General features: G+C 70.2%; 24 protein-coding genes and 1 riboswitch. Of the genes, 13 read left to right on the forward strand and 11 right to left on the reverse strand.

All coding sequences use genetic code 11. From position 1 onward, the window contains the following. Positions 1-16: 16 nt before the first annotated feature. The gene (locus BA895_RS02070; protein WP_070190168.1) at positions 17-1,174 is read right to left on the reverse strand and encodes an ABC transporter ATP-binding protein; all 1,158 of its coding nucleotides are present in this window, start codon (positions 1,172-1,174) and stop codon (positions 17-19) included. A 54-nt stretch (positions 1,175-1,228) separates the two neighbouring features. Then, a complete protein-coding gene (locus BA895_RS02075) occupies positions 1,229-2,446 on the reverse strand; it encodes an MFS transporter (RefSeq protein ID WP_070190169.1) in 1,218 nt (405 codons plus the stop codon). 135 nt (positions 2,447-2,581) lie between these two features. On the opposite strand from BA895_RS02075, the gene BA895_RS02080 reads away from it, so the two are divergent. After that, complete coding sequence (locus BA895_RS02080) at positions 2,582-3,553, forward strand: DUF389 domain-containing protein (protein WP_070190170.1); 972 nt, start codon at positions 2,582-2,584, stop codon at positions 3,551-3,553. 251 nt (positions 3,554-3,804) lie between these two features. On the opposite strand, the gene BA895_RS02085 is transcribed toward BA895_RS02080, so the two are convergent. After that, positions 3,805-4,200: a hypothetical protein gene (locus BA895_RS02085; protein WP_070190171.1), complete on the reverse strand. Its 396-nt coding sequence runs from the start codon at positions 4,198-4,200 to the stop codon at positions 3,805-3,807. A 13-nt stretch (positions 4,201-4,213) separates the two neighbouring features. Here BA895_RS02085 and BA895_RS02090 point away from each other — a divergent pair, with 13 nt between their 5' ends. After that, positions 4,214-4,603: a hypothetical protein gene (locus tag BA895_RS02090; protein ID WP_139142471.1), complete on the forward strand. Its 390-nt coding sequence runs from the start codon at positions 4,214-4,216 to the stop codon at positions 4,601-4,603. On the opposite strand, the gene BA895_RS02095 is transcribed toward BA895_RS02090, so the two are convergent. Both BA895_RS02095 and BA895_RS02100 read right to left on the reverse strand, forming a co-directional pair. Then, positions 4,568-5,419 (reverse strand): pentapeptide repeat-containing protein, encoded by an 852-nt coding sequence (locus BA895_RS02095; protein WP_070190173.1) that lies wholly within the window; start codon positions 5,417-5,419, stop codon positions 4,568-4,570. The two genes, BA895_RS02090 and BA895_RS02095, sit on opposite strands and share 36 nt — an antisense overlap. Positions 5,420-5,444: 25 nt before the next feature. Then, entirely contained in the window at positions 5,445-5,840 is a 396-nt protein-coding gene (locus BA895_RS02100; protein WP_070190174.1) for a DUF2237 family protein, read from the reverse strand. A 147-nt stretch (positions 5,841-5,987) separates the two neighbouring features. On the opposite strand from BA895_RS02100, the gene BA895_RS02105 reads away from it, so the two are divergent. From BA895_RS02105 to BA895_RS02115, 3 genes are read left to right on the forward strand one after another with little or no spacing between them, the layout of a single operon-like run. Continuing rightward, the gene (locus tag BA895_RS02105) at positions 5,988-6,434 is read left to right on the forward strand and encodes a hypothetical protein (protein ID WP_070190175.1); all 447 of its coding nucleotides are present in this window, start codon (positions 5,988-5,990) and stop codon (positions 6,432-6,434) included. A gap of 52 nt (positions 6,435-6,486) precedes the next feature. Then, positions 6,487-6,897 (forward strand): TIGR03618 family F420-dependent PPOX class oxidoreductase, encoded by a 411-nt coding sequence (locus BA895_RS02110; protein WP_070190176.1) that lies wholly within the window; start codon positions 6,487-6,489, stop codon positions 6,895-6,897. Then, entirely contained in the window at positions 6,894-9,020 is a 2,127-nt protein-coding gene (locus BA895_RS02115; RefSeq protein WP_254666276.1) for a penicillin acylase family protein, read from the forward strand. Before BA895_RS02110 ends, BA895_RS02115 begins: the two co-directional genes overlap by 4 nt. 68 nt (positions 9,021-9,088) lie before the next feature. On the opposite strand, the gene crcB is transcribed toward BA895_RS02115, so the two are convergent. Then, positions 9,089-9,466: a fluoride efflux transporter CrcB gene (crcB, locus tag BA895_RS02120; RefSeq protein WP_070190178.1), complete on the reverse strand. Its 378-nt coding sequence runs from the start codon at positions 9,464-9,466 to the stop codon at positions 9,089-9,091. Then, positions 9,463-10,014, reverse strand: coding sequence for a CrcB family protein (locus BA895_RS02125; protein ID WP_371327683.1), 552 nt, complete (start codon positions 10,012-10,014; stop codon positions 9,463-9,465). Before BA895_RS02125 ends, crcB begins: the two co-directional genes overlap by 4 nt. A 26-nt stretch (positions 10,015-10,040) precedes the next feature. Then, positions 10,041-10,115: riboswitch (Fluoride riboswitch) on the reverse strand. A gap of 88 nt (positions 10,116-10,203) precedes the next feature. Between BA895_RS02125 and BA895_RS02130 the strand changes: the two genes are divergently transcribed. Beyond that, positions 10,204-10,788 (forward strand): universal stress protein, encoded by a 585-nt coding sequence (locus tag BA895_RS02130; protein ID WP_070190180.1) that lies wholly within the window; start codon positions 10,204-10,206, stop codon positions 10,786-10,788. Positions 10,789-10,862: 74 nt separating this feature from the next. Here the strand turns inward: BA895_RS02130 and BA895_RS02135 are convergent, their stop codons facing one another. Next, positions 10,863-11,051 carry a hypothetical protein gene (locus BA895_RS02135; RefSeq protein WP_070190181.1) on the reverse strand — a complete coding sequence of 63 codons (189 nt, stop codon included), beginning with the start codon at positions 11,049-11,051 and terminating at the stop codon, positions 10,863-10,865. 128 nt (positions 11,052-11,179) lie between these two features. Here BA895_RS02135 and BA895_RS02140 point away from each other — a divergent pair, with 128 nt between their 5' ends. Beyond that, positions 11,180-11,455 carry a hypothetical protein gene (locus tag BA895_RS02140; protein ID WP_070190182.1) on the forward strand — a complete coding sequence of 92 codons (276 nt, stop codon included), beginning with the start codon at positions 11,180-11,182 and terminating at the stop codon, positions 11,453-11,455. Between the two features lie 63 nt (positions 11,456-11,518). Beyond that, positions 11,519-12,595: a DNA polymerase IV gene (locus BA895_RS02145; RefSeq protein ID WP_070190183.1), complete on the forward strand. Its 1,077-nt coding sequence runs from the start codon at positions 11,519-11,521 to the stop codon at positions 12,593-12,595. A gap of 29 nt (positions 12,596-12,624) precedes the next feature. On the opposite strand, the gene BA895_RS02150 is transcribed toward BA895_RS02145, so the two are convergent. Further along, positions 12,625-14,271, reverse strand: coding sequence for an FAD-binding dehydrogenase (locus tag BA895_RS02150; protein WP_070190184.1), 1,647 nt, complete (start codon positions 14,269-14,271; stop codon positions 12,625-12,627). Between the two features lie 92 nt (positions 14,272-14,363). Here BA895_RS02150 and idi point away from each other — a divergent pair, with 92 nt between their 5' ends. The 5 genes from idi to BA895_RS02175 all read left to right on the forward strand — a co-directional run bounded on the left by idi (position 14,364) and on the right by BA895_RS02175 (position 17,126). Next, positions 14,364-15,002 (forward strand): isopentenyl-diphosphate Delta-isomerase, encoded by a 639-nt coding sequence (gene idi / locus BA895_RS02155; RefSeq protein ID WP_070190185.1) that lies wholly within the window; start codon positions 14,364-14,366, stop codon positions 15,000-15,002. 81 nt (positions 15,003-15,083) lie between these two features. Then, positions 15,084-15,695, forward strand: a complete 612-nt coding sequence (locus BA895_RS02160) for an ATP-dependent Clp protease proteolytic subunit (RefSeq protein WP_070190186.1) — start codon at positions 15,084-15,086, stop codon at positions 15,693-15,695. Then, the gene (locus tag BA895_RS02165) at positions 15,692-16,357 is read left to right on the forward strand and encodes a ClpP family protease (RefSeq protein WP_070190187.1); all 666 of its coding nucleotides are present in this window, start codon (positions 15,692-15,694) and stop codon (positions 16,355-16,357) included. Before BA895_RS02160 ends, BA895_RS02165 begins: the two co-directional genes overlap by 4 nt. A gap of 102 nt (positions 16,358-16,459) precedes the next feature. Beyond that, positions 16,460-16,690 carry a hypothetical protein gene (locus BA895_RS02170; RefSeq protein ID WP_070190188.1) on the forward strand — a complete coding sequence of 77 codons (231 nt, stop codon included), beginning with the start codon at positions 16,460-16,462 and terminating at the stop codon, positions 16,688-16,690. Continuing rightward, positions 16,683-17,126 (forward strand): hypothetical protein, encoded by a 444-nt coding sequence (locus BA895_RS02175; protein WP_070190189.1) that lies wholly within the window; start codon positions 16,683-16,685, stop codon positions 17,124-17,126. The genes BA895_RS02170 and BA895_RS02175 overlap by 8 nt, the downstream gene beginning before the upstream one ends. On the opposite strand, the gene BA895_RS24770 is transcribed toward BA895_RS02175, so the two are convergent. Both BA895_RS24770 and BA895_RS02185 read right to left on the reverse strand, forming a co-directional pair. Further along, entirely contained in the window at positions 17,107-17,601 is a 495-nt protein-coding gene (locus BA895_RS24770) for a helix-turn-helix domain-containing protein (RefSeq protein WP_070190190.1), read from the reverse strand. The genes BA895_RS02175 and BA895_RS24770 overlap by 20 nt on opposite strands. A gap of 160 nt (positions 17,602-17,761) precedes the next feature. Beyond that, positions 17,762-18,160 (reverse strand): DUF3224 domain-containing protein, encoded by a 399-nt coding sequence (locus BA895_RS02185; protein WP_070190191.1) that lies wholly within the window; start codon positions 18,158-18,160, stop codon positions 17,762-17,764. Between the last annotated feature and the right edge of the window lie 27 nt (positions 18,161-18,187).

Raw genomic sequence — 18,187 nt, forward strand, 5'->3', positions numbered from 1 at the left:
CTCAGACGCCGCGGGCTCAGGTTGCCGTCGACGCCGACCCGGCGTACGTCCACACAGGCGTGTCGACCTGCACCCGCACCCGGTCGCCGACGCCGAAACGCACCGAACCGGGCACTCGAACGGCCAGCTGTGTGCCGTCGTCGAGGCGCACCCGAACGAGGGCGTCGTGACCGTAGAACGACTGAGCCACCACGGATGCCGTCGCGCCGGCTGTCGACGTGGCCGCCGGAGCGCTCGCGGAACCGGTGCGGCCCGGCGACCACGGTGGCGCCTCGACCGGCCCATCGAGACGCTGCACGCGCAGCTGCTCGGGTCGCACGAGTACGTCACAGTCTGTACGTCCGGGCAGCCGATCGGCACCGGTTTCCGCAGCGACAGCGAGCCGGCCCAGCACGCAGTCCACCGTGACGGTGTCGCCGGAGCCTGCGAGAGTGCCGCGCACCACGACGGCCTCACCCAGGAACCGGCCCATCTCGGCATCGACGGGTTCGTCGTAGACCTGTCGTGGGTCGCCGGCGGCCACCACCCGGCCCCCACGCATGACGACCAGATGATCGGCGAGCGTCATGGCCTCGGCCTGGTCGTGCGTCACCAGCAGCGCCGTTGTTCCGAGAGACCGGAGCAGGCCCCGCACCTCCTCGCGCAGCTCGACGCGCAGCTGTGCGTCGAGGGCGCTGAAGGGCTCGTCGAGCAGGATCAGCCGTGGCTCGGGTGCGAGAGCCCGGGCCAGAGCCACCCGTTGCTGCTGACCTCCGGACAGCTGGTGGGGGCGACGGTCGCCGAGACCTTGCAGCCCGACCAGCTCGAGCAGCTGCTCGACGCGCTCACGTCGCCGGGCACGGGGGCGGTCGGCGATCCCAAAGGCCACGTTGCGGGCCACGCTGAGGTGCGGGAACAGCGCGCCCTCCTGCGGCACCACGCCGATGTCGCGGTCGTAGGGGCGCACGCTCGAGATGCTCGGTGAGTCGAGATCGCGCCCGGCCAGGCGGATCGTGCCCGCATCAGCTCTCTCGAACCCGGCGATGCACCGGAGCAGCGTCGTCTTGCCTGACCCGGAGGGGCCGAGGACCGTTGCGAACGAGCCCTTCTCGACGGTGAGGTCGACTCTGTCGAGGGCGGCCGTGGGGTGGCGACCGGTGGTGTAGCACTTTCGCAGCCCTCGTACTTCAAGCACTTGCCAACCCTAACCGCGGCGGGCCCGGCCGATGATCGAGTCCCGGTCGAACCCTCAACCAACACCGCGGCGGCCGACCACCGAGAACGAAGAGGCGAGCGGGATGATCCCGAGCACGAGCACCATCGGCACGGCAAAGCCGATCCGGAGGTTGTCGGCCCCTACCGCGCCGGTCAGCACCGCACCGAGCAGGGCTCCGATGTAGTTGAACTGGTTGAAGCGCGCGACGACCTGGTCGACCTTGGCCGGGTCGGGCGACCCCGCGAGGGCGCCTGCGGCTGAGAAGCTGAGTGGTGCGATCGTGGCCACGGCCCCGCCGAGCAGCGTGAACCCCAGCACCGCGACGACCCACGTCGGTGCGAAGACGACGACGGCCAGAGCGACCGCCGCGACCACGCCACTGACCCTCAGCAACCAGACGGCGCCGTGGCGGTCGACGAGGCCGTCGGCGAGGGTGCGCGCGACCAGGGTTGCGACCAGGTAGGGGAGGGTCGCCAAAGCCGTGAGCCCGCTGGGAGCAGCCAGGGTCGTGTCGAGGTAGACCGGCCCCCACGTCGTGGCGGCCGTGTCGACCATGTAGAAGAGCACCATGGCCAGTCCCAACAGGGCGATGCGGCGCCAGGGCACGACAGGCACCCCAGGTTCGTCTGGACCGTCAGGCACGTCAGTCGCCTTTGTCGCTGTGGCTGGGAGGCGGTCGGTCGTGACGAACGGAGCGGCGAGGGCGAGCAGGGGCAGCAGGGTCAAGGGGAGCAGTAACGGCCCCAGGGCGACATCGGCGGTCGCGAGCGTCACGAGGGTGCCGGCGATGCCACCCGCGGTCCAGAAGGCATGGAAGGAGGGCAGGATCGGGCGACCGTATCTGTGCTCCACCGTGATCGCCTGCATGTTGCTCGAGGCATCCACGAGCCCGAGCGCCAGGCCGTACACCGCCAGGCCCGCGACGAACACCTCGAAGTGGGCGGCGGTCAGCAGGGTCGTGAACCCGCCTGCCGCGACGAGGAGCCCGAGCCGAACCACCATGGCGCTCGACGCCCGGTGCGCGACGACCTCCGCGGCCACCGAGCCGAGCCCCGCCAGCAACACGACCATGAGCAGCAGCCCGCTCACGGCGAGCTCGTCGAGGTCCCAGCGTCTCTGGATATTGGGAAGACGGGTCGTGAGCGAGATGAAGAGCAGGCCCTGCACGAAGAAGGCGGCCCCGGCCGCGAGCCGAGAGCGTCGATGTGGGCTCGGGTGGGAGGGCCGCGAGGTCGCGGGAGTCTGGCTCACTCTGGGTCACTGTGGACCCCGCCGCCGGGCCCGTCAAGGCTCCGGGGCGGTGTCGGCGACGGCACCACCGGGGCCGGGTGGGGGCGCGCGGCATCCGGTCGATGACCCGTTGACCGTGGCAGGCCACACTGAGCCATGCTTCGACTCACCGTCACCACCCCGAGCGAACTCACCGAGGCTGCGACCGGCATCCTCAACGATTGTGCGGCGGTCAGCACCCTGTCGATCTCCCGAGGCGCCGCGCTACGGCCGGTCGGTGACGTGCTGTACGCGAACGTGGCGCGCGAAGGTGCCGACGCGGTCATCGAGCAGCTGCGCGACCTCGGCGTGCACGAACGGGGGAGCGTCGAGATCGACTCGGTGGCGACGTGGATCTCGCGGCCCGGCTACGAGGCCGACATCCGAACGCCCGGGAGCAGCGCGGATGCCGTGGTGTGGCCGCAGGTCGCGCACCGCTCGTACGAGGACACCGAGCTGAACTGGACCTTCTTGTCGTTCATGACCCTGGCCACGCTGCTCGCTTCGGTCGCGATCGTCATCGACTCACAGATCCTCACCATCGGGGCGATGGTGCTGGGCCCTGAGTTCGGGGCCATTGCGGCGCTCGGGCTCGCGCTCGTGCGCCGTCGGCCGCTGCTGCTCGCCGCCGCGGTCAGGGCGCTCGTCGTCGGCTTCGCGGTGGCGATCGCGGTGACGACGGCCTTCGGGCTGGCCCTGCGCGGTCTCGGGTGGGCGACGGCCGCGACGCTCACCGGCCCCAGGCCCGACACCGACTTCATCTACAGCCCGAACAAGTGGTCGTTCATCGTGGCGGTGCTCGCAGCGGCAGCCGGGGTGCTGTCGGTCACCTCGGGGCGAACCGGTGGCCTCAACGGCGTGTTCATCTCGGTCACGACGATTCCGGCGGCCGGCAACGTGGCTCTCGGTCTGGCGTTCGGGCAGTGGGGCGAGGTGCGCGGCAGCGGCCTCCAGCTGCTCGTCAACGTGGTCGGGATGGGACTGGCCGGCTGGGCCACCCTGGCCCTGCAACGGGCGCTGTGGTCGCGCGCACCGGCGCCGCGTTCGCGCCTGGCGCGACACCTGCAGAGCGGCCCGCCGCGGCGCTGATCCGCGCCGCTGGGGCCGGTGTAGGAGGTCGAAGCAACGGGCCCACGGCGCGTCGCGCAGCGCGTCGCGCCGTTGGTGTCGTGGTTTCGACACTTGTTGCGCGTCGCGCGGCGCGTCGCGCAGTTGGTGTCGTGGTTTCGACCCTTGTTGCGCGTCGCGCGGCGCGTCGCGCAGTTGGTGTGGTGGCTTCAGCGCGGCCAGCAGAGCCACGCTGGCTGTGCCAGGGGGTTGCGATGGGTGCGGTGACGGGCCTATCGGGTCGAGGGTGTCGCCCTCAGCCCGGACGACGTGGTGGGTTGCGCGGCCACGGGGGCGGGAAGGGCCAGCGCGGTGCCGAGCCCACCGTTGACCAGAGCCAGCAAGGTGGCAGTCTGGGCGCGGATCACGTCGTAGCGGGCGGTCGCCTGGGGTGAGCTCGCACGCGCCTCGTCGGCCGCTGCTGCTGCGAACAGCTCGAGGGAGAACAGCCGTCCGACGTAGCTGGGTCGGTCGACCTTCGAGGGAACCGGTGAGGCCCTCAGGGCCCGGTAGCGGGCGGTCAGGTTGTCGAGCGCCGACCCGGCCGCAGCACCCGTGCGAGGCAGGGCGTCGATGACCCCGATCTGCGCGACCAGGGCCTGGTACTGGGCCACCAGCTGGGCCTGCACCGCGCCGCCGGAGGTGGAGGTCCCACTTGCCGGGCCGGGGGGCGGGCGGTTGGGCCCCGAGGGCAGGCTTGCCGACGACGGACCTCCGGTCGTCGTCGGCTGGTTCGTCTGCGAGCTCGACGGCGACGTTGCTGAGATGCTCGTCGCGGATGCCGTGACCGTGGTGGTGACGGTCACCGTCACCGGCGGTCGGGTCTGGTTCAGCTCCACCGGTGAGTCCGAGGAGCACCCCGTGACCGTGGCCAGCCCGGCGACAAGGCTCGCGAAGGCAGCGGTCACCGTACGCGGACCGTTCACCCTGACCTGCCTGACCGGCATCCTGCTCCCCTTCGCACCGGGTCGGCCATGGTGTGCGGCCCGTTGCCGCTCATTGTTCCCGCTGGTCGCCGTCTGCGCGCGCTGACCCCAGCCGGGCCGCCGCCAGCTGAGGGCGAGTCAGGAACAACACGGTGTCGAGACGCGAGCCGCGCAGGTCGGCATCGCGCAGGTCGGCGCCGAGCAGATCGGCATGACGCAGGTCGGCGCCGTGCAGGTCGGCGCCGATGAGCAGGGCCCCGTTCAGATCGGCCGTTCGCAAATCGAGGCCACTCAGGTCGGCGCCCACGAGGTCGGCGTGTCGTCGGAAGCGCCTGGCCGGGGGGCCGATCGCATATTGGCGCCGAGCCGCCGCCCGCACCCGCTCGCTCGTCTGGCGCAGCAGCGGGCCGACGCGGCCGCGCCAGGCGGTCAGGTCGACATGCAGCAGCTGTTCGGCGCTCGTGGCGGTGACGGCGGTCAGCTCGCGCTGCGCCATCTCGAGCTCGTGAGCCAGGGCCGCCGGCGGCGGACTGGACGACGACAACGCGATGGCCTCCGAGAGATGAACCAGCATCTCGTGCAGCTGGTGCATCACCGGCAGCACGGCAAACATCTGCGAGGCGGTCTCGGGCGCGTCGCGCCACGACACTCCACCGAACGTCACCTGTGAGACCTGCTGGCCGGCCCCGAAGCAGTCGAACACGGTGCAGCCCTTCCAACCTTGCTCGCGCAGCCCGGTGTGGATGCCGCACGAGAAGTCGGCTGAGAGGTTTCGGCAGGGAGTACCGGCCGACTTGCTCACCGGAAAGTCGGCCGAGCGGGCGAACGGCAGCGCCACGCAGCACAGGCCGAAACAGCGGGAGCAGTCGGGTTCGAGCGACGGGATCGGCTGCGTGGTGGGCAGGTTCGGCGAGGAGGTCATGGCGTCGAAGGTCTCTGGGGCCGGTTCAGAGCAGTGAGCTGGGGTCGTCGGGAACGTCAGCGGCGTAGGCCTGCAACAGCTGGAGCGGTACCACGTCGAGGGCCCGCTCGTGCGTGGCCGACAGCACCACCGGGGCGGCCATCCCATCGCGCTGCGCCTGCAGCCAGCGCACGGCTACCACGCACCACCGGTCGCCGGGGCGCAGGCCCGGAAAGCGCCATTCGGGCCGGGGGGTGAGCAGGTCGTTGCCCACGCCCTGCTGGTGCTCGAGGAACTCCGTCGTCATCACTGCGCAGATCGTGTGACTGCCGCGGTCTTCGGGGCCGCTGGTGCAGCAGCCGTCGCGGTAGAAGCCGGTCATCGGCTCGGTGCCGCATTCGTCGAGCACACCACCGAGCACATTGCGTTCGCCGTACGCCATGGCTTGGGACCCTAGCGGCAGGAGCGGGGGAGCGCAGGGACGGGTCAGAGATGAGCCAGAGTTGGGCCAGCGACAGGCACCCGGACTGTTGATGCGCCCGGTCCGTCGCGTAGACCTCCGCTGACGACTCTGCCCTAGGCTGTCGCCATGCTCGAGATGAAGGCCTACGACCCCGACTACGTGGCGTCCTGTCGGGCCCGCGACGAGTCTCAGGTGGGAGTGTTCCACGAGGTCGTCATGGCGGCCCGCAGCCACGGCGACGACGGATCTGACCTGGAGAGCGCCGTCGACTCACTGGAGTCCGAGTACTTCAACAACATGCTCATCGTGCTCGAGGGCTACTTCGTGTACCGGATGCGCGAGCTCGAAGGCACAGACGGCAACGCGCTCAACGAGGTTCGCCTGATTGCGGCCTCGCTCCTCAAGAACGGCGGCACCGTGATGGAAGACCCTGAGCTGACCCTCGACCCGGCGCGTTCGGTGCTGGGGCTGGCAGTCGGCGACTCCGTGCAGCTCACGGCGCAGCAGTATCGCAGCGTCTCCGACGCCTTCTTCCGCCAGATCGAACGACGGTTCACCGACACCCGAAGCTGACCGACCCTTCGCGCGGGTGCCCATCCGAGCACGTCGGTGACAGAGTGAGGCAATGCCCACCTCACCCCTTCCGCCCGAGGCCACGGCCTTCCTGGCCCGGCCCAACATCGCCACGATGAGCACCGTGCGGCGTGACGGGGCCCCTGTCTCGGTGCCCACCTGGTACCTCTTCGAGAACGACCACATCGTGGTCAACCTCGACGCCGGCCGCACTCGGCTCGCTCACCTGCGCCACGACGGGCGGATGAGCCTGAGTGCCATGGACCCCGACGACTGGTACACCCACATCAGTCTCCAGGGCCGGGTGGCCTCGATCACCGATGATGTCGACCTCGTGGACATCGACCGGATCTCGACGCACTACGGAGGCGGGCCCTACCCGGTTCGCGACCGGCCCCGGGTCACGGTCGTCGTCGAGGTCGAGCGCTTCCACGGCTGGGGCAACATGAAAGGGGCCGAGTGACGCCACGCGTCCGTCGTGACGCCCGAGGCATCCCGCACCTCTGGGCTGACGACGTGCTCGCGCTCGCACGCCTGCAGGGGCACCAGACCGCCCTCGACCAGGCCTGGCCCATGGAGTACCAACGCTGGCGCATGCAAGGTCGCACGGCGCAGTACCAGGGGGCGGCCGGTCTCGACTGGGACCGCTTCGCCCGTCAGGTGCGTCTCGAGACGACGGCCCGCGAGTGCTACCTCGGGCTGGACGCCGACACCCGGGCGTGGGTCGACGCCTACGTCACGGGCGTCAACGAGGGGATGCCGCTGGGCCTGCAGGGCGCCCAGGAGCTGCGCCTGCTGGGTCTGAGCTCGTACGCCGAGAGCCCGCCACCGTGGGAGCCCTGGACCCCCCTCGGCATCTTCTGGGGGATCCATCTGTTGTTCGGGTCGTTCCCGTCGAAGCTGTTCAACGCCAGCGTCGCCGACCGGCTGGGAGAAGACTGGCTACCGTTGTTCGCGGCCGACGGCGAGACCGGCTCGGGCAGCAACGCGTGGCTGGTGGGGGGCCGTCGAACGGCAACCGGTAAGCCGTTGCTGGCCGGCGACCCGCACCGCACCATCGACCTCCCGAGCTGCTATCAGCAGATCGGGCTCGCCTGCCCCGAGTTCGACGTCGTCGGGTTCAGCTTTCCCGGCGTGCCCGGCGTGCAGCATTTCGCACACGCCGGCTCCGTCGCCTGGGGCATCACCAACGCCATGGCGGACTATCAGGACCTCACCCTCGAGCAGCTGGAGCGCATGCCCGATGGCCGACTGCGGGCGCGAGGCCTGCGCGGTTGGGAGCCGGTCGAGGAGGCGGTCGAGACGGTGGGAGTGCGCAACTCGACCGACGTCACCGTGCCGGTGGTGGTCACGGCCCGCGGTCCTGTCGTCACGGGGCTCGGGGTGCCCGACGACCCGAAGGCAACGCCCCCGACGTACAGCCTCCGCACGCCCACCCAGGTCGGGCTCGACCTGGGCTTCGCCGCCTTCCTGCCCCTGCTGCGCTCACGCACCGTCGACGACGTGTCAGCCGCGCTCACGCTCTGGGTGGAGCCGGTCAACAGCGCTCTGGTCGCCGACACCGCGGGCCGGATGCGGCACCTCGTGGTCGGCCGGGTGCCCCAGCGGCATCCGGACAACCAGTGGCTGCCCGTGCCGGCGTGGGACGCGCGCCATGTCTGGGATCCCGGCTGGGCGACGGCCCGGGTGACCGAGGTCGATGACGTGATGGTGAGTGCGAACGACCGGGCGAGCGGGGGAGGGCTCGGGGTCGACTACGCAAGTCCTTTTCGTGCCAGGCGTATTCGTGAGCTGATCGAGCAGGGCCCGGCGTTGACCGTCGACGACTGCGCCGCCATCCACGTCGACACGCTCAACGGCCAGGCCGCGCTGATGCGCGAGCTCGTCGAGGCGGCCGAGGTGACCGGCGCGGGGGCCGTCGTGCGTGAGCGGCTGCTGGACTGGAACGGTCACAGCGACGCCGAGAGTGAGAGCGCGGCTGTGTTCGCCGTCTGGCGCCACCACCTCGTGCTGTGGTTGGTCCGGCATCCGACCCTCGCGGCGCTGCACGAGCCCACCGGCCACTCGAGCCTTTTCGACGCCCCGCTCGATGTCACCGTGCAGGTCGGCGTGGCCTGGCCGTCGCTCGCCCGAGGGGCCGGTGCCCGGGGCGTCGATGTCGCAGAGGGCGTGCGGTGGGCGTTGGAGTCGGCGGCCACCCACGTCAGGCGCCCTGGGTCGGGCACCCCGTGGGGAGTAGAACACACGCTCGAGCCCGTGCACCCGCTCGAACCGCTGGAGGGTCTGCCGCACGTCACGGCGTCACCGAGTGGCGACAAGGGGTGTGTACTGGCGGCCGGTAGCACTCCGGGTGTCTCCGACGACTGCAGCTTCGGCCCGGTGGCCCGCTACGTGTGGGACCTGTCCGACCGTTCGGGCAGCCGGTGGGTCGTGCCGTTCGGGTCGTCGGCTCAGGCGGAGAGCGCCCACTTCGCCGACCAGCTCGGCGCCTGGGTGGCGGGCCGGCTCTACTCCGTCACCGACGGCAGTGGGGTCGGTGGGGTCGGTGACGTTGGTGGGGTCAGCGACGCCGGTGAGGGTCACTGACCCGGAAGCGCTCCGGCGCCGATGGCCCGGATGCCGCTCACTGACCTCGACCCCCGGCGGTCGTGGCGCTACAGCCCCGAACCGAGCCAGAAGCCGACCAGGCCGAGCAGCACGGTCAGGGCGAGCACGACGAACCCGTTGCCCAGGGCCAGAGCGTAGCGACGCTCCTGGAGCAGGCGCATCGTCTCGACACTGGCGGTGCTGAAGGTCGTGTAGCCACCCATGAGCCCGGTTCCGGCGACCAGCGCCCACGCCGGCGAGACGACCGACGAGAGAGTCAGACCGGTCAGCAGGCCGAGCACGAGCGAACCGCTGAGGTTGATGACGGCGGTGCCGAACGGGAAGGTGGTGCGAACTCGCTGCCGCACCAGGCCGTCGACGACGAACCGCAGGGCAGCGCCCAGCCCACCGGCCACACAGACCGCCGCGAACTCCAACGGGCTCATGACCGCCTCCGCCGGTCGGTCCCGTGTCGACGGTGCAGCTCGCTCGCCACCGCCACACCTGCGAACGCGGCGGCCGCGCCGACCACGACACTGCCGCCCGCGTAGACGAGCCCGACCAGTGGCTGCCCGGAGACGAGCGACTGTCCCGCTCCTACAGCGAGCGTGCTGTAGGTGGTGTAGCCGCCCATGAAGCCGGTGCCCAGCAGCAGGCGCAACGAACGGCGGATGCCGTGGTCGGGCCCGTGCCGCAGCAGAACCTCGAGCAGCATCCCGAGGGCGAAGGCGCCGGTCACGTTCACCAGGAAGATCGCGAGGGGGAAGGCACCGGTCGAGGGCAGCACGAGGCTGAGCGCCTCGCGGGCCCCGGTGCCGAGCGCACCGCCCAGGGCGACGAGCCCGACCAGGGCCCAACGCAGGTGCACCGGCCGGGCTTGGTGCGCCGGGGTGAGGTCGTCGACCTCGACATCGGGGTCGAGCGGCATCAGGCCGGTGTCGCCAACGCTGTCGTCACCCTCGTCGGCGCCCTGCTCGTCACGAGGTTCTCGCACGCGCTGCCCACCTTCGCTCGCTCGGAGTTTCGGTAGGAACCATCAGCCGGTAGGGCGGTTTGGGCGCTGTCGCTCAGGTGGGATCCATCACCTGCTTTGCGAGGCTACACGAGGCTGGTCGGGCCCGATCCATGAACGCCGTGCCGGCCGCCCCTACCCGTGGCCACCGGCCTCGTGGTAGCAAGGAACATGACCGGTCAACAGCGCCCCCCGGGTGGCGAGCCCCAGTCGGTGCTCGTCGTCGGGGTCAAGCGAGGGCAGCCCGACGGCGTGGTGCGTGGGGCGATGAGGTTCGCGCAGCGACTCGACGCGCAGCTTGTGCTCGCCACGGTAGACAACACGAGGTACACGGTTCGTCATGATCCGGTCGGAATCGTGGCCGCCTTCTCGATCGACTCCGACGCCTCGGACGTCATCGAAGAGATCGTCGACCCGCGGCTCGCCGACCACGTGCGTGAGCTGCTGGAGCCGTCGGGTATCGAGTGGCGCCTGCAGGCACTCGCCGGCGACCCCGCTCAGGAGCTGGCCACGCTGGCCGACGAGCTCGACGCGGTGGCCATCGTCGTCGGCACCCGGGATCGAGGGCTGCGCAGCGGTGCTCTCGAGTTCTTCAACGGTTCGGTGGCGGTGCACCTGGCGCATCGACAGCACCATCCCATCATCGTCATCCCCCTCGACCCGGCAGCGCGCGACCAGCCGCTGCCGTGGGAGTCTCGGGCGGAAGAAGACGAGGTCGGTGAGCCTGTCGAGCGAGCGGGGCACGAGGGTCACTGATCTCACGGGCACGAGCTGTCGCGGGCACCGAACAGTCGGCGGTACCGGGGCGAGGGCGCCCGACCCGCCGGCCGTCAGCGACTGTCTCGGGAGGAACGCACGGCGAGCAGCACGCCCAGGAGGGCGACGACAGGCCCGATGACGGCCCACACGGTGTTGCCCGACATGGCGCTGCCACCGATGACGCCGAGACCCTGCAAGGTCCAGAGGCATCCCGTCAGGAAGAGCACGACGCCGATGGCGGCGAGGAAGGGTCGGTTCATGGGCCCAGCGTAGGCGTCGGCACGCCTCCACCCAGGCTAGGTGGCCATCGTGACCGGCGTGCGCGTTGGACAAGCCATTCCGCGCCACGGCGTCGTGCCTGTGCGAGAGTGACGTCGTGGGAACGTCGATGACACGGGCGACCGTGATCTGGTTCGTGGCGGCCGTGGTCACGGGTGCGGTCGCGGCCGGGCTGCACCTGCTGCGTTCGGAGGTGGGCGGTGCCCATGACGCCCCCGCGCTCGCGGTGGCGGCCTGGCTGGTCACCGGCCTGACCTCGGTTCTGCTCTACCGCGGCATGATGACCGCCGCTACAGAGCAGGACGAGGCCGAGCGTCGCCGCTCTGCCGCTCGTACCGGTCTCGACCGAGAATCTGCCGCCGACGCTCCCGGCGCCGCAAGGTGAACAGCTCGGACCCGGGCTACGCGGTCGGGACTCGCGGCCGCAGGCGTCGGTGACACGGGGCACATGAGCGAGACCCCGTGGGTGCTGCACGTCGACCTCGACCAGTTCATCGCGGCCGTCGAGGTGCTGCGACGCCCTGAGCTGGTCGGGCTGCCGGTCATCGTCGGTGGCCGCGGCGACCCCGCCGAGCGCGCCGTCGTCTCGACCGCGTCGTACGAGGCTCGCCGTTACGGCGTCGGCTCGGGGATGCCGCTGCGGCTGGCGGCTCGCAAGGTGCCGGATGCCGTCCTCCTCCCCGTCGACGCCCCGGCGTACACGGCGGCATCCGAACAGGTGATGGCCAGCCTCCGGTCTCTCGGGGTGGTGGTCGAGGTGCTCGGTTGGGATGAGGCGTTCCTCGGGATCGAGAGTGATGACCCCGAGGCGTTCGCGCGACGTGCGCAGGCTGCGGTGCTCAAGTCGACTCGGCTGCACTGCTCGGTCGGTATCGGTGACAACAAGGTGCGGGCGAAGATCGCCACCGACTTCGGTAAGCCGCGAGGGGTGTTCCGGCTGACGGCCGACAACTGGTTCGAGGTGATGGGCGAGCTGCCCACCATCGAGCTGTGGGGGGTGGGCTCGAAGGTGTCACAACGGCTGGCGAAGCACGGGATAGACACCGTTCGACAGCTGGCCGACACCGACGAGCCGGTGTTGGTAGGGGAGTTCGGCCCGCGCATGGGGCTGTGGTACGGCCAGCTCGGTCGAGGGATGGGCAGCACAGTGGTCGACGACAGCCCCTGGATCGCCCGGGGCCACAGCCGCGAGACGACCTACCAGCGCAACCTCACGACTCCCGAGGAGGTCGCGGCTGCTGTGCGGGAGCTCGCGTCGCAGGCCTTCGACGACACGGTGGCCGATGGCCGATCCGTCTTCAGGGTGACTCTCAAGGTTCGCTACGCCCCCTTCTTCACCTCCACCAAGGCCAAGAAGCTGGCCGCACCCACGACCGACCGAGGCGATGTCATCGCGGCGGCCCTGGCGCTGGCCGGACGTCTTGACCCGGAACGTGAGGTGCGACTGCTCGGAGTGCGCGCCGAGATGGTCATGCCCGACGGCGGAGATCCGGCTGAGCGCACCCCGATCCGGGGTCGCCTCTGACAGTGCTTTAGGGCGGTCTGCAAGGAGCATCAGAGGGCGGCGGCCGCCGCCCGCCCGGCCACCCGTCCGCTGAAGATGCAGCCTCCGAGAAAGGTGCCCTCCAGGGAGTTGTAGCCGTGAATGCCGCCGCCTCCGAAGCCGCTGACCTCACCGGCTGCGTAGACACCAGCGAGCGGCTCGCCCCCGGGTCGCAGGACCCGGCCGGAGAGGTCGGTCTCGAGGCCTCCGAGAGTCTTGCGAGTGAGGATGTTGAGTCGCACGGCGATGAGGGGCCCGGCCTTCGGGTCGAGCAGGCGGTGCGGCGACGCGACCCGGATGAGCTTGTCGCCACGGTAGTTTCGCGCACCGCGGATCGCGGTCACCTGCGCGTCCTTGGTGAAGTCGTTCGCGATCTCGTTGTCGCGGGCCACGATGGTGCGGCGCAGGGAGTCCTCGTCGATGAGGTCGTCACCGGTGAGGGCGTTCATCTTGCGCACCAGCTCGCTCACGCCGGTTGCCACGACAAAGTCGGCGCCGTGCTGCTTGAACGCCTCGACGGGGCCAGGCGCTCCCGGTTTGAGTCGCCCGAGCACCTGGCTCACGTTCTTGCCGGTGAGGTCTGGGTTCTGCTCCGACCCCGACAGCGCGAACTCCTTCTCGATGATGCGCTGGGTCAGCACGAACCACGAGTAGTCGTGCCCTGAGCGCATGATGTGCCCGAGGGTGCCGAGGGTGTCGAAGCCGGGGAACAACGGCGCTGGGAACCGGCGCCCCGTCGCATCGACCCAGAGCGAGGACGGCCCGGGCAGGATGCGGATGCCGTGGTTGTCCCACACCGGGTCCCAGTTGCGCAGGCCCTCCGTGTAGTGCCACATCCGGTCGGCGTTGATGACGTTGCCGCCGGCCGTGCGGGTGATGCCGAGCATGCGGCCGTCGACGTGGGCGGGCACACCGGCCACCATCGTCGACGGCGGCCGGCCGAGCCGTGCGGGCCAGGCGCGCCGCACGAGGTCGAGGTTGCCGCCGATGCCCCCGCTCGTGACGACCACGGCCTGGGCGGAGATCTCGAAGTCGCCGATCTCCTTGCGGCTGCTGGCCTTTCCGCGAGCAGCGTCGTCGTCTTCCAGTAGGGCGCCGCGCACACCGGTGACCTGGCCGCCGCTCAGCACGAGGTCGTCGACGCGGTGGCGAAAGGCCAGGGTCACCAGGCCGCGGGCCATCGCCTCGCGCACCCGTCGCTCGAACGGCTCGACCACTCCGGGCCCGGTCCCCCAGGTCACGTGAAAGCGCGGCACCGAGTTTCCGTGGCCGTCAGCGCGTCCGTCGCCCCGCTCGGCCCAGCCGACGACGGGAAAGAGGCGAAGGCCCTGCTGGTGCAGCCAGGCCCGCTTCTCACCCGCGGCGAAGCTCAGGTACGCCTCGGCCCACTGCTTGGGCCAGTAGTCCTCGGCCCGGTCGAACTGCGCGGAGCCGAACCAGTCTTGCGTGGCCAGCTCGAGACTGTCCTTGACACCCAGCCGTCGTTGCTCGGGCGAGTCGACCAGAAACAGGCCCCCGAAGCTCCAGAAGGCCTGCCCCCCGAGGTTGGCCGCGCTCTCCTGGTCGAGCAGCACCACCCGCTTGCCGGCATCGGCCAGCTCTGCGGTCGCGACCAGGCCCGCCAGCCCCGCACCCACGACGACGACGTCGGCTTCCATCCTGCTCCCCCTGCTCTCGAGCCCGACCGCCCACGGCGACTCAGGCGTGGGCGTTGCCACGAAACCTACCCGGTCTTCCTTAGGGTGGGCCCATGACGGACCTTCGTGACCCGGCCGGCCAGATCACCCCAGAGCTGGTCGTGCTGCTCGCCGACGACGGCTCGGCGATCGGCACCGCGGCCAAGAGCGGCGTGCACCACCGCACGACTCCGTTGCACCTCGGCTTCTCGTGCTACCTCTTCGACCATGACGGCAACCTGGTCGTCACCCGCCGAGCGAGCGACAAGGCGACTTTCCCCGGGGTGCTCACCAACTCGGTGTGCGGTCATCCGGCCCCGGGTGAGTCTCTCGTGGATGCCGTTCGCCGGCGGGCCAACCGTGAGCTCGGCATCGACGTCAGCGACGTCGTCGACGTGCGTCTCGTGCTGGCCGACTTCGCCTACCGGGCCGAGATGAACGAGGTGGTCGAGAACGAGCTGTGCCCGGTGCTCGTGGCCCGGCTGCGCGAGGGTGCTGTCGTACGACCCGACGCCGGCGAGGTGGGTTGGCACGGGCGGGTCGACTGGGCCGGCTTCGCGGGCGATGTCATCGCCGGCCGCGCCACCGTGTCGCCCTGGTGCGCGGAGCAGGTGGCCGCCCTGAACGCGCTCGGTCCTGCGCCGGCGCAGTGGCGAGACGCTGAGACGAACGACTTGCCGGCTGCGGTGGTGCTCGGCCCGACAGCGGCCTGAAGAGCCGTCATTCGCTGTTGGCGAATTCGCCTGCGGCAGATAGGGACCCCGGATGCCGCCGGGGTCGCGCACGCTGAAGGCATGACCACTCAGCCACTCAGTCCCGCCCTGCTCGACGAACAGCTCTCGATGCAGCTGCTCTACCAGCGGATCATCGTTCTCGGCGCTGAGGTAGACGACCCGATCGCCAACCGCATCACCGCTCAGCTGCTTCTCCTCTCCGCCCGTGACCCACGCGCTGACATCAGCCTGTACATCAACTCACCCGGTGGGTCTGTCACCGCCGGCCTGGCGATCTACGACACGATGCGGGTCATCCCCAACGAGGTCGGCACGCTCGCCCTCGGGTTCGCGGCCAGTATGGGCCAGTTCCTTCTGGGCGCAGGGGCGCCCGGCAAACGCTTCGCCCTGCCGAACGCCCGGATCATGATGCACCAGCCATCGGCGGGCATCCAGGGCACGGCTGCTGACGTGGAGGTGCAGGCCGGCAACCTCAAGGTCGTCAAGCAGCGGGTCAACGAGCTGCAGGCCGAACACACCGGGCAGAGTGTCGACCAGATCACGGCCGACAGCGACCGCGACCGCTGGTTCAGCGCCGTCGAGGCGCAGGAGTACGGCATCGTCGACCACGTCGTGACCACGCTGGCTGACGTTCGGCCGGCCGGCGTCGAGCGCAAGGTGGGCCTGAGATGAGCTGGCCACTGCCGCAGCAGAAGACGGGGTCGACGCGACCGACGGCCAGCAGCTACACGATCCCGTACGTCATCGAGAAGACGCCCGCGGGGGAGCGCAGCTTCGATATCTACAGCCGTCTGCTCCAGGAGCGGATCATCTTCGTGGGCACCGAGATCGACGACGGTGTGGCCAACGTCGTGATGGCCCAGCTGCTGCACCTGGCCGACGTGAATCCTGACCGTGAGGTCGCGCTCTACATCAACAGCCCAGGAGGGTCGTTCACGTCTCTGATGGCGATGTACGACACGATGCAGTTCGTGCCGACTCCGGTGGCGACCTTCTGTCTGGGCCAGGCCGCCTCTGCCGCTGCGGTACTGCTGGCCGCCGGCGAGCCGGGTCGACGGTTCGCCCTGCGCCACTCCAGGGTGCTGCTGCACCAGCCGTCGGCGGGCGGGCAGGGCACTGTGAGCGACCTCGCACTGCAGGCCGACGAGCTGCTGCGCGTGCGCGCTCAGGTGGAGGAGGTGCTGAGTCGTCACACCGGGCGGTCGACGGCACAGCTGCGAGTCGACACCGACCGCGACAAGGTGCTGACGGCATCCGAGGCGCTGGCTTTCGGCATCGTCGACGAGGTGATCGTGCGAGCTTCAGACGTCGAAGCGGTCTACGAGACAAGCTGATTCAACGGCGGTGGGCAGCCCGCGCCGGGGAGTAGCAGTAGCGGTGGCGGGGTCTGTGCCACATAGTTGCTGGACCGACTACTTTTTCGATCAGGAGCTTTCATGAGCCAGAGCAATGCCACCGAACCGACGTCCATCTCCGACTTCGGTCGCGACATGTGGAGCTACCTCACCGGCAAGGAGGCCGCCATCGACTACACCTTCGTCGACATGGCCGTCGAGGTGCCTCGCACGACCGGGCCCGACAGCGAGCACGCCACCTGGAAGCTCAACGGCACGCTGCGCATCACGACCACCGACAAGGACAACCGGGGCGCCGTGCAGGGTGGCTGACGCCCGCGCGCAGGGGTCGCTGACCTACGTCGCCGACCTCTCCATGGAGGTCAGCGGCCCGCACGGAACGGCCAGGGCGCATCTGAGCAACGACGCATCGGGCCTGGTTCTCGATGTGGCGGCGCCCGCGACGCTGTTCCGTAGCCTCCCGGGTCGGTCGCTGACCCGCGATCTGCCGATCAGTTTTCCGCGTGACGTCTTCGCCGGAACCAGCGTTCGGCTGACGTCACAGGGGCACGATCTGGGCCGCGCTCGGCTCGACGAACGGGGGCGGGTGCGCTTTGCTCCGACCCCCGTCGGCGTCGTGGTGCTCGGCCGAGCAGCGGGCAACGCGCTCGACCGCACCCAACGCAACTGGGTCGTGGTGTCGCTGCTGGCGATCGGTGCCGGTCTGGTGGCTTGGGCGCGACGCCGGGTCAGGCTGCGACGAGGCTGACCTCGCCGCTGCGGGCCGGGGCCTCGACGACCGGTTCGGCGGCGATGCTCGACCGACCGGCAGGCCTTCGGGTCAGGTCAAGCACGACCGCCCCGACCACATCGTCAGATCCGTCGAGGTCTTCGGTGTCGAGACCGACCACGTCGAGCCCGCCCACGTCGAGTCCGGCCCCACCGGCCTCGAGCATCAGCTCACGGTGGGCTGCTCCGACGAGATGGGCAATGCTAGAACCCAGGGCCGTGCACACCGCCTCGAGCACCTCTGACGACGGTTCCTTCAGGCCACGCTCGATCTCGGAGAGGTACGCGACCGACACGCCGGCCCGGGTGGCGACATCGTTGAGGGTGCGGCCCTGCCGGGCACGGAGACGGCGGATCAGCGCGCCGTAGACCTCTCGCAGCAGTGGTCGGCGACGACGCAGGGCCCGAGCGCGGGTGGGCAGCCGGGTCTCGGCCCGTGGTGCGATCTGGGTCATGCACGTCTCCGTTCGTCTGGTGGTCTCAGGCTCGCACGCCGAGGCGGCCGGAGGAGCCGACTACGCGCAGAGCGAAACGCGCCACGGAGAAGCCGTTGCTCAAGTGAGGTCACCGTCTTGCTCCGATCCCTGCGACAGGCACGTGGTGGTTGTCGTCGACTCAAAGGTTGTGGTCGAAGTCCATGTGGTGCGTGCCGTCGGCCTCGATTCGCAGCCGCACTGTTCCCCGGATGCCGTCGAGCTCGCCGGTGCCGCTGCCGGTCACGATGACGCCGTACTCGTCAGACCGGTCGGAGCCGCTCGTCGAGGCGGCGTGCGCGAAGTTGAAGGCGCCGGGCCGGCCGTCGACGGTGCCCTCGAACGACTCCATCGCCACGTAGGTGCCCACCCCGCTCGACTGGTCGAAGGCCGAGGTGAACTGGGTGACGCTGCGTCCCTCCACCTGGCCGACGTACGTCTTGTTCATCCGCAGGTGGCCGGTAGGCAGCCCGGTGGTGATGGCCGGTACGTAGTCGGTGAGGTCGAAGTCAGAGGTCGTGAAGGTCGAGGTGCTCGTCATGGCAGTGACGCTAGCGCGGGGTTCGTC

Origin of the sequence: Humibacillus sp. DSM 29435 (assembly GCF_001758225.1) — a bacterium.
Taxonomy (GTDB): Bacteria; Actinomycetota; Actinomycetes; order Actinomycetales; family Dermatophilaceae; genus DSM-29435.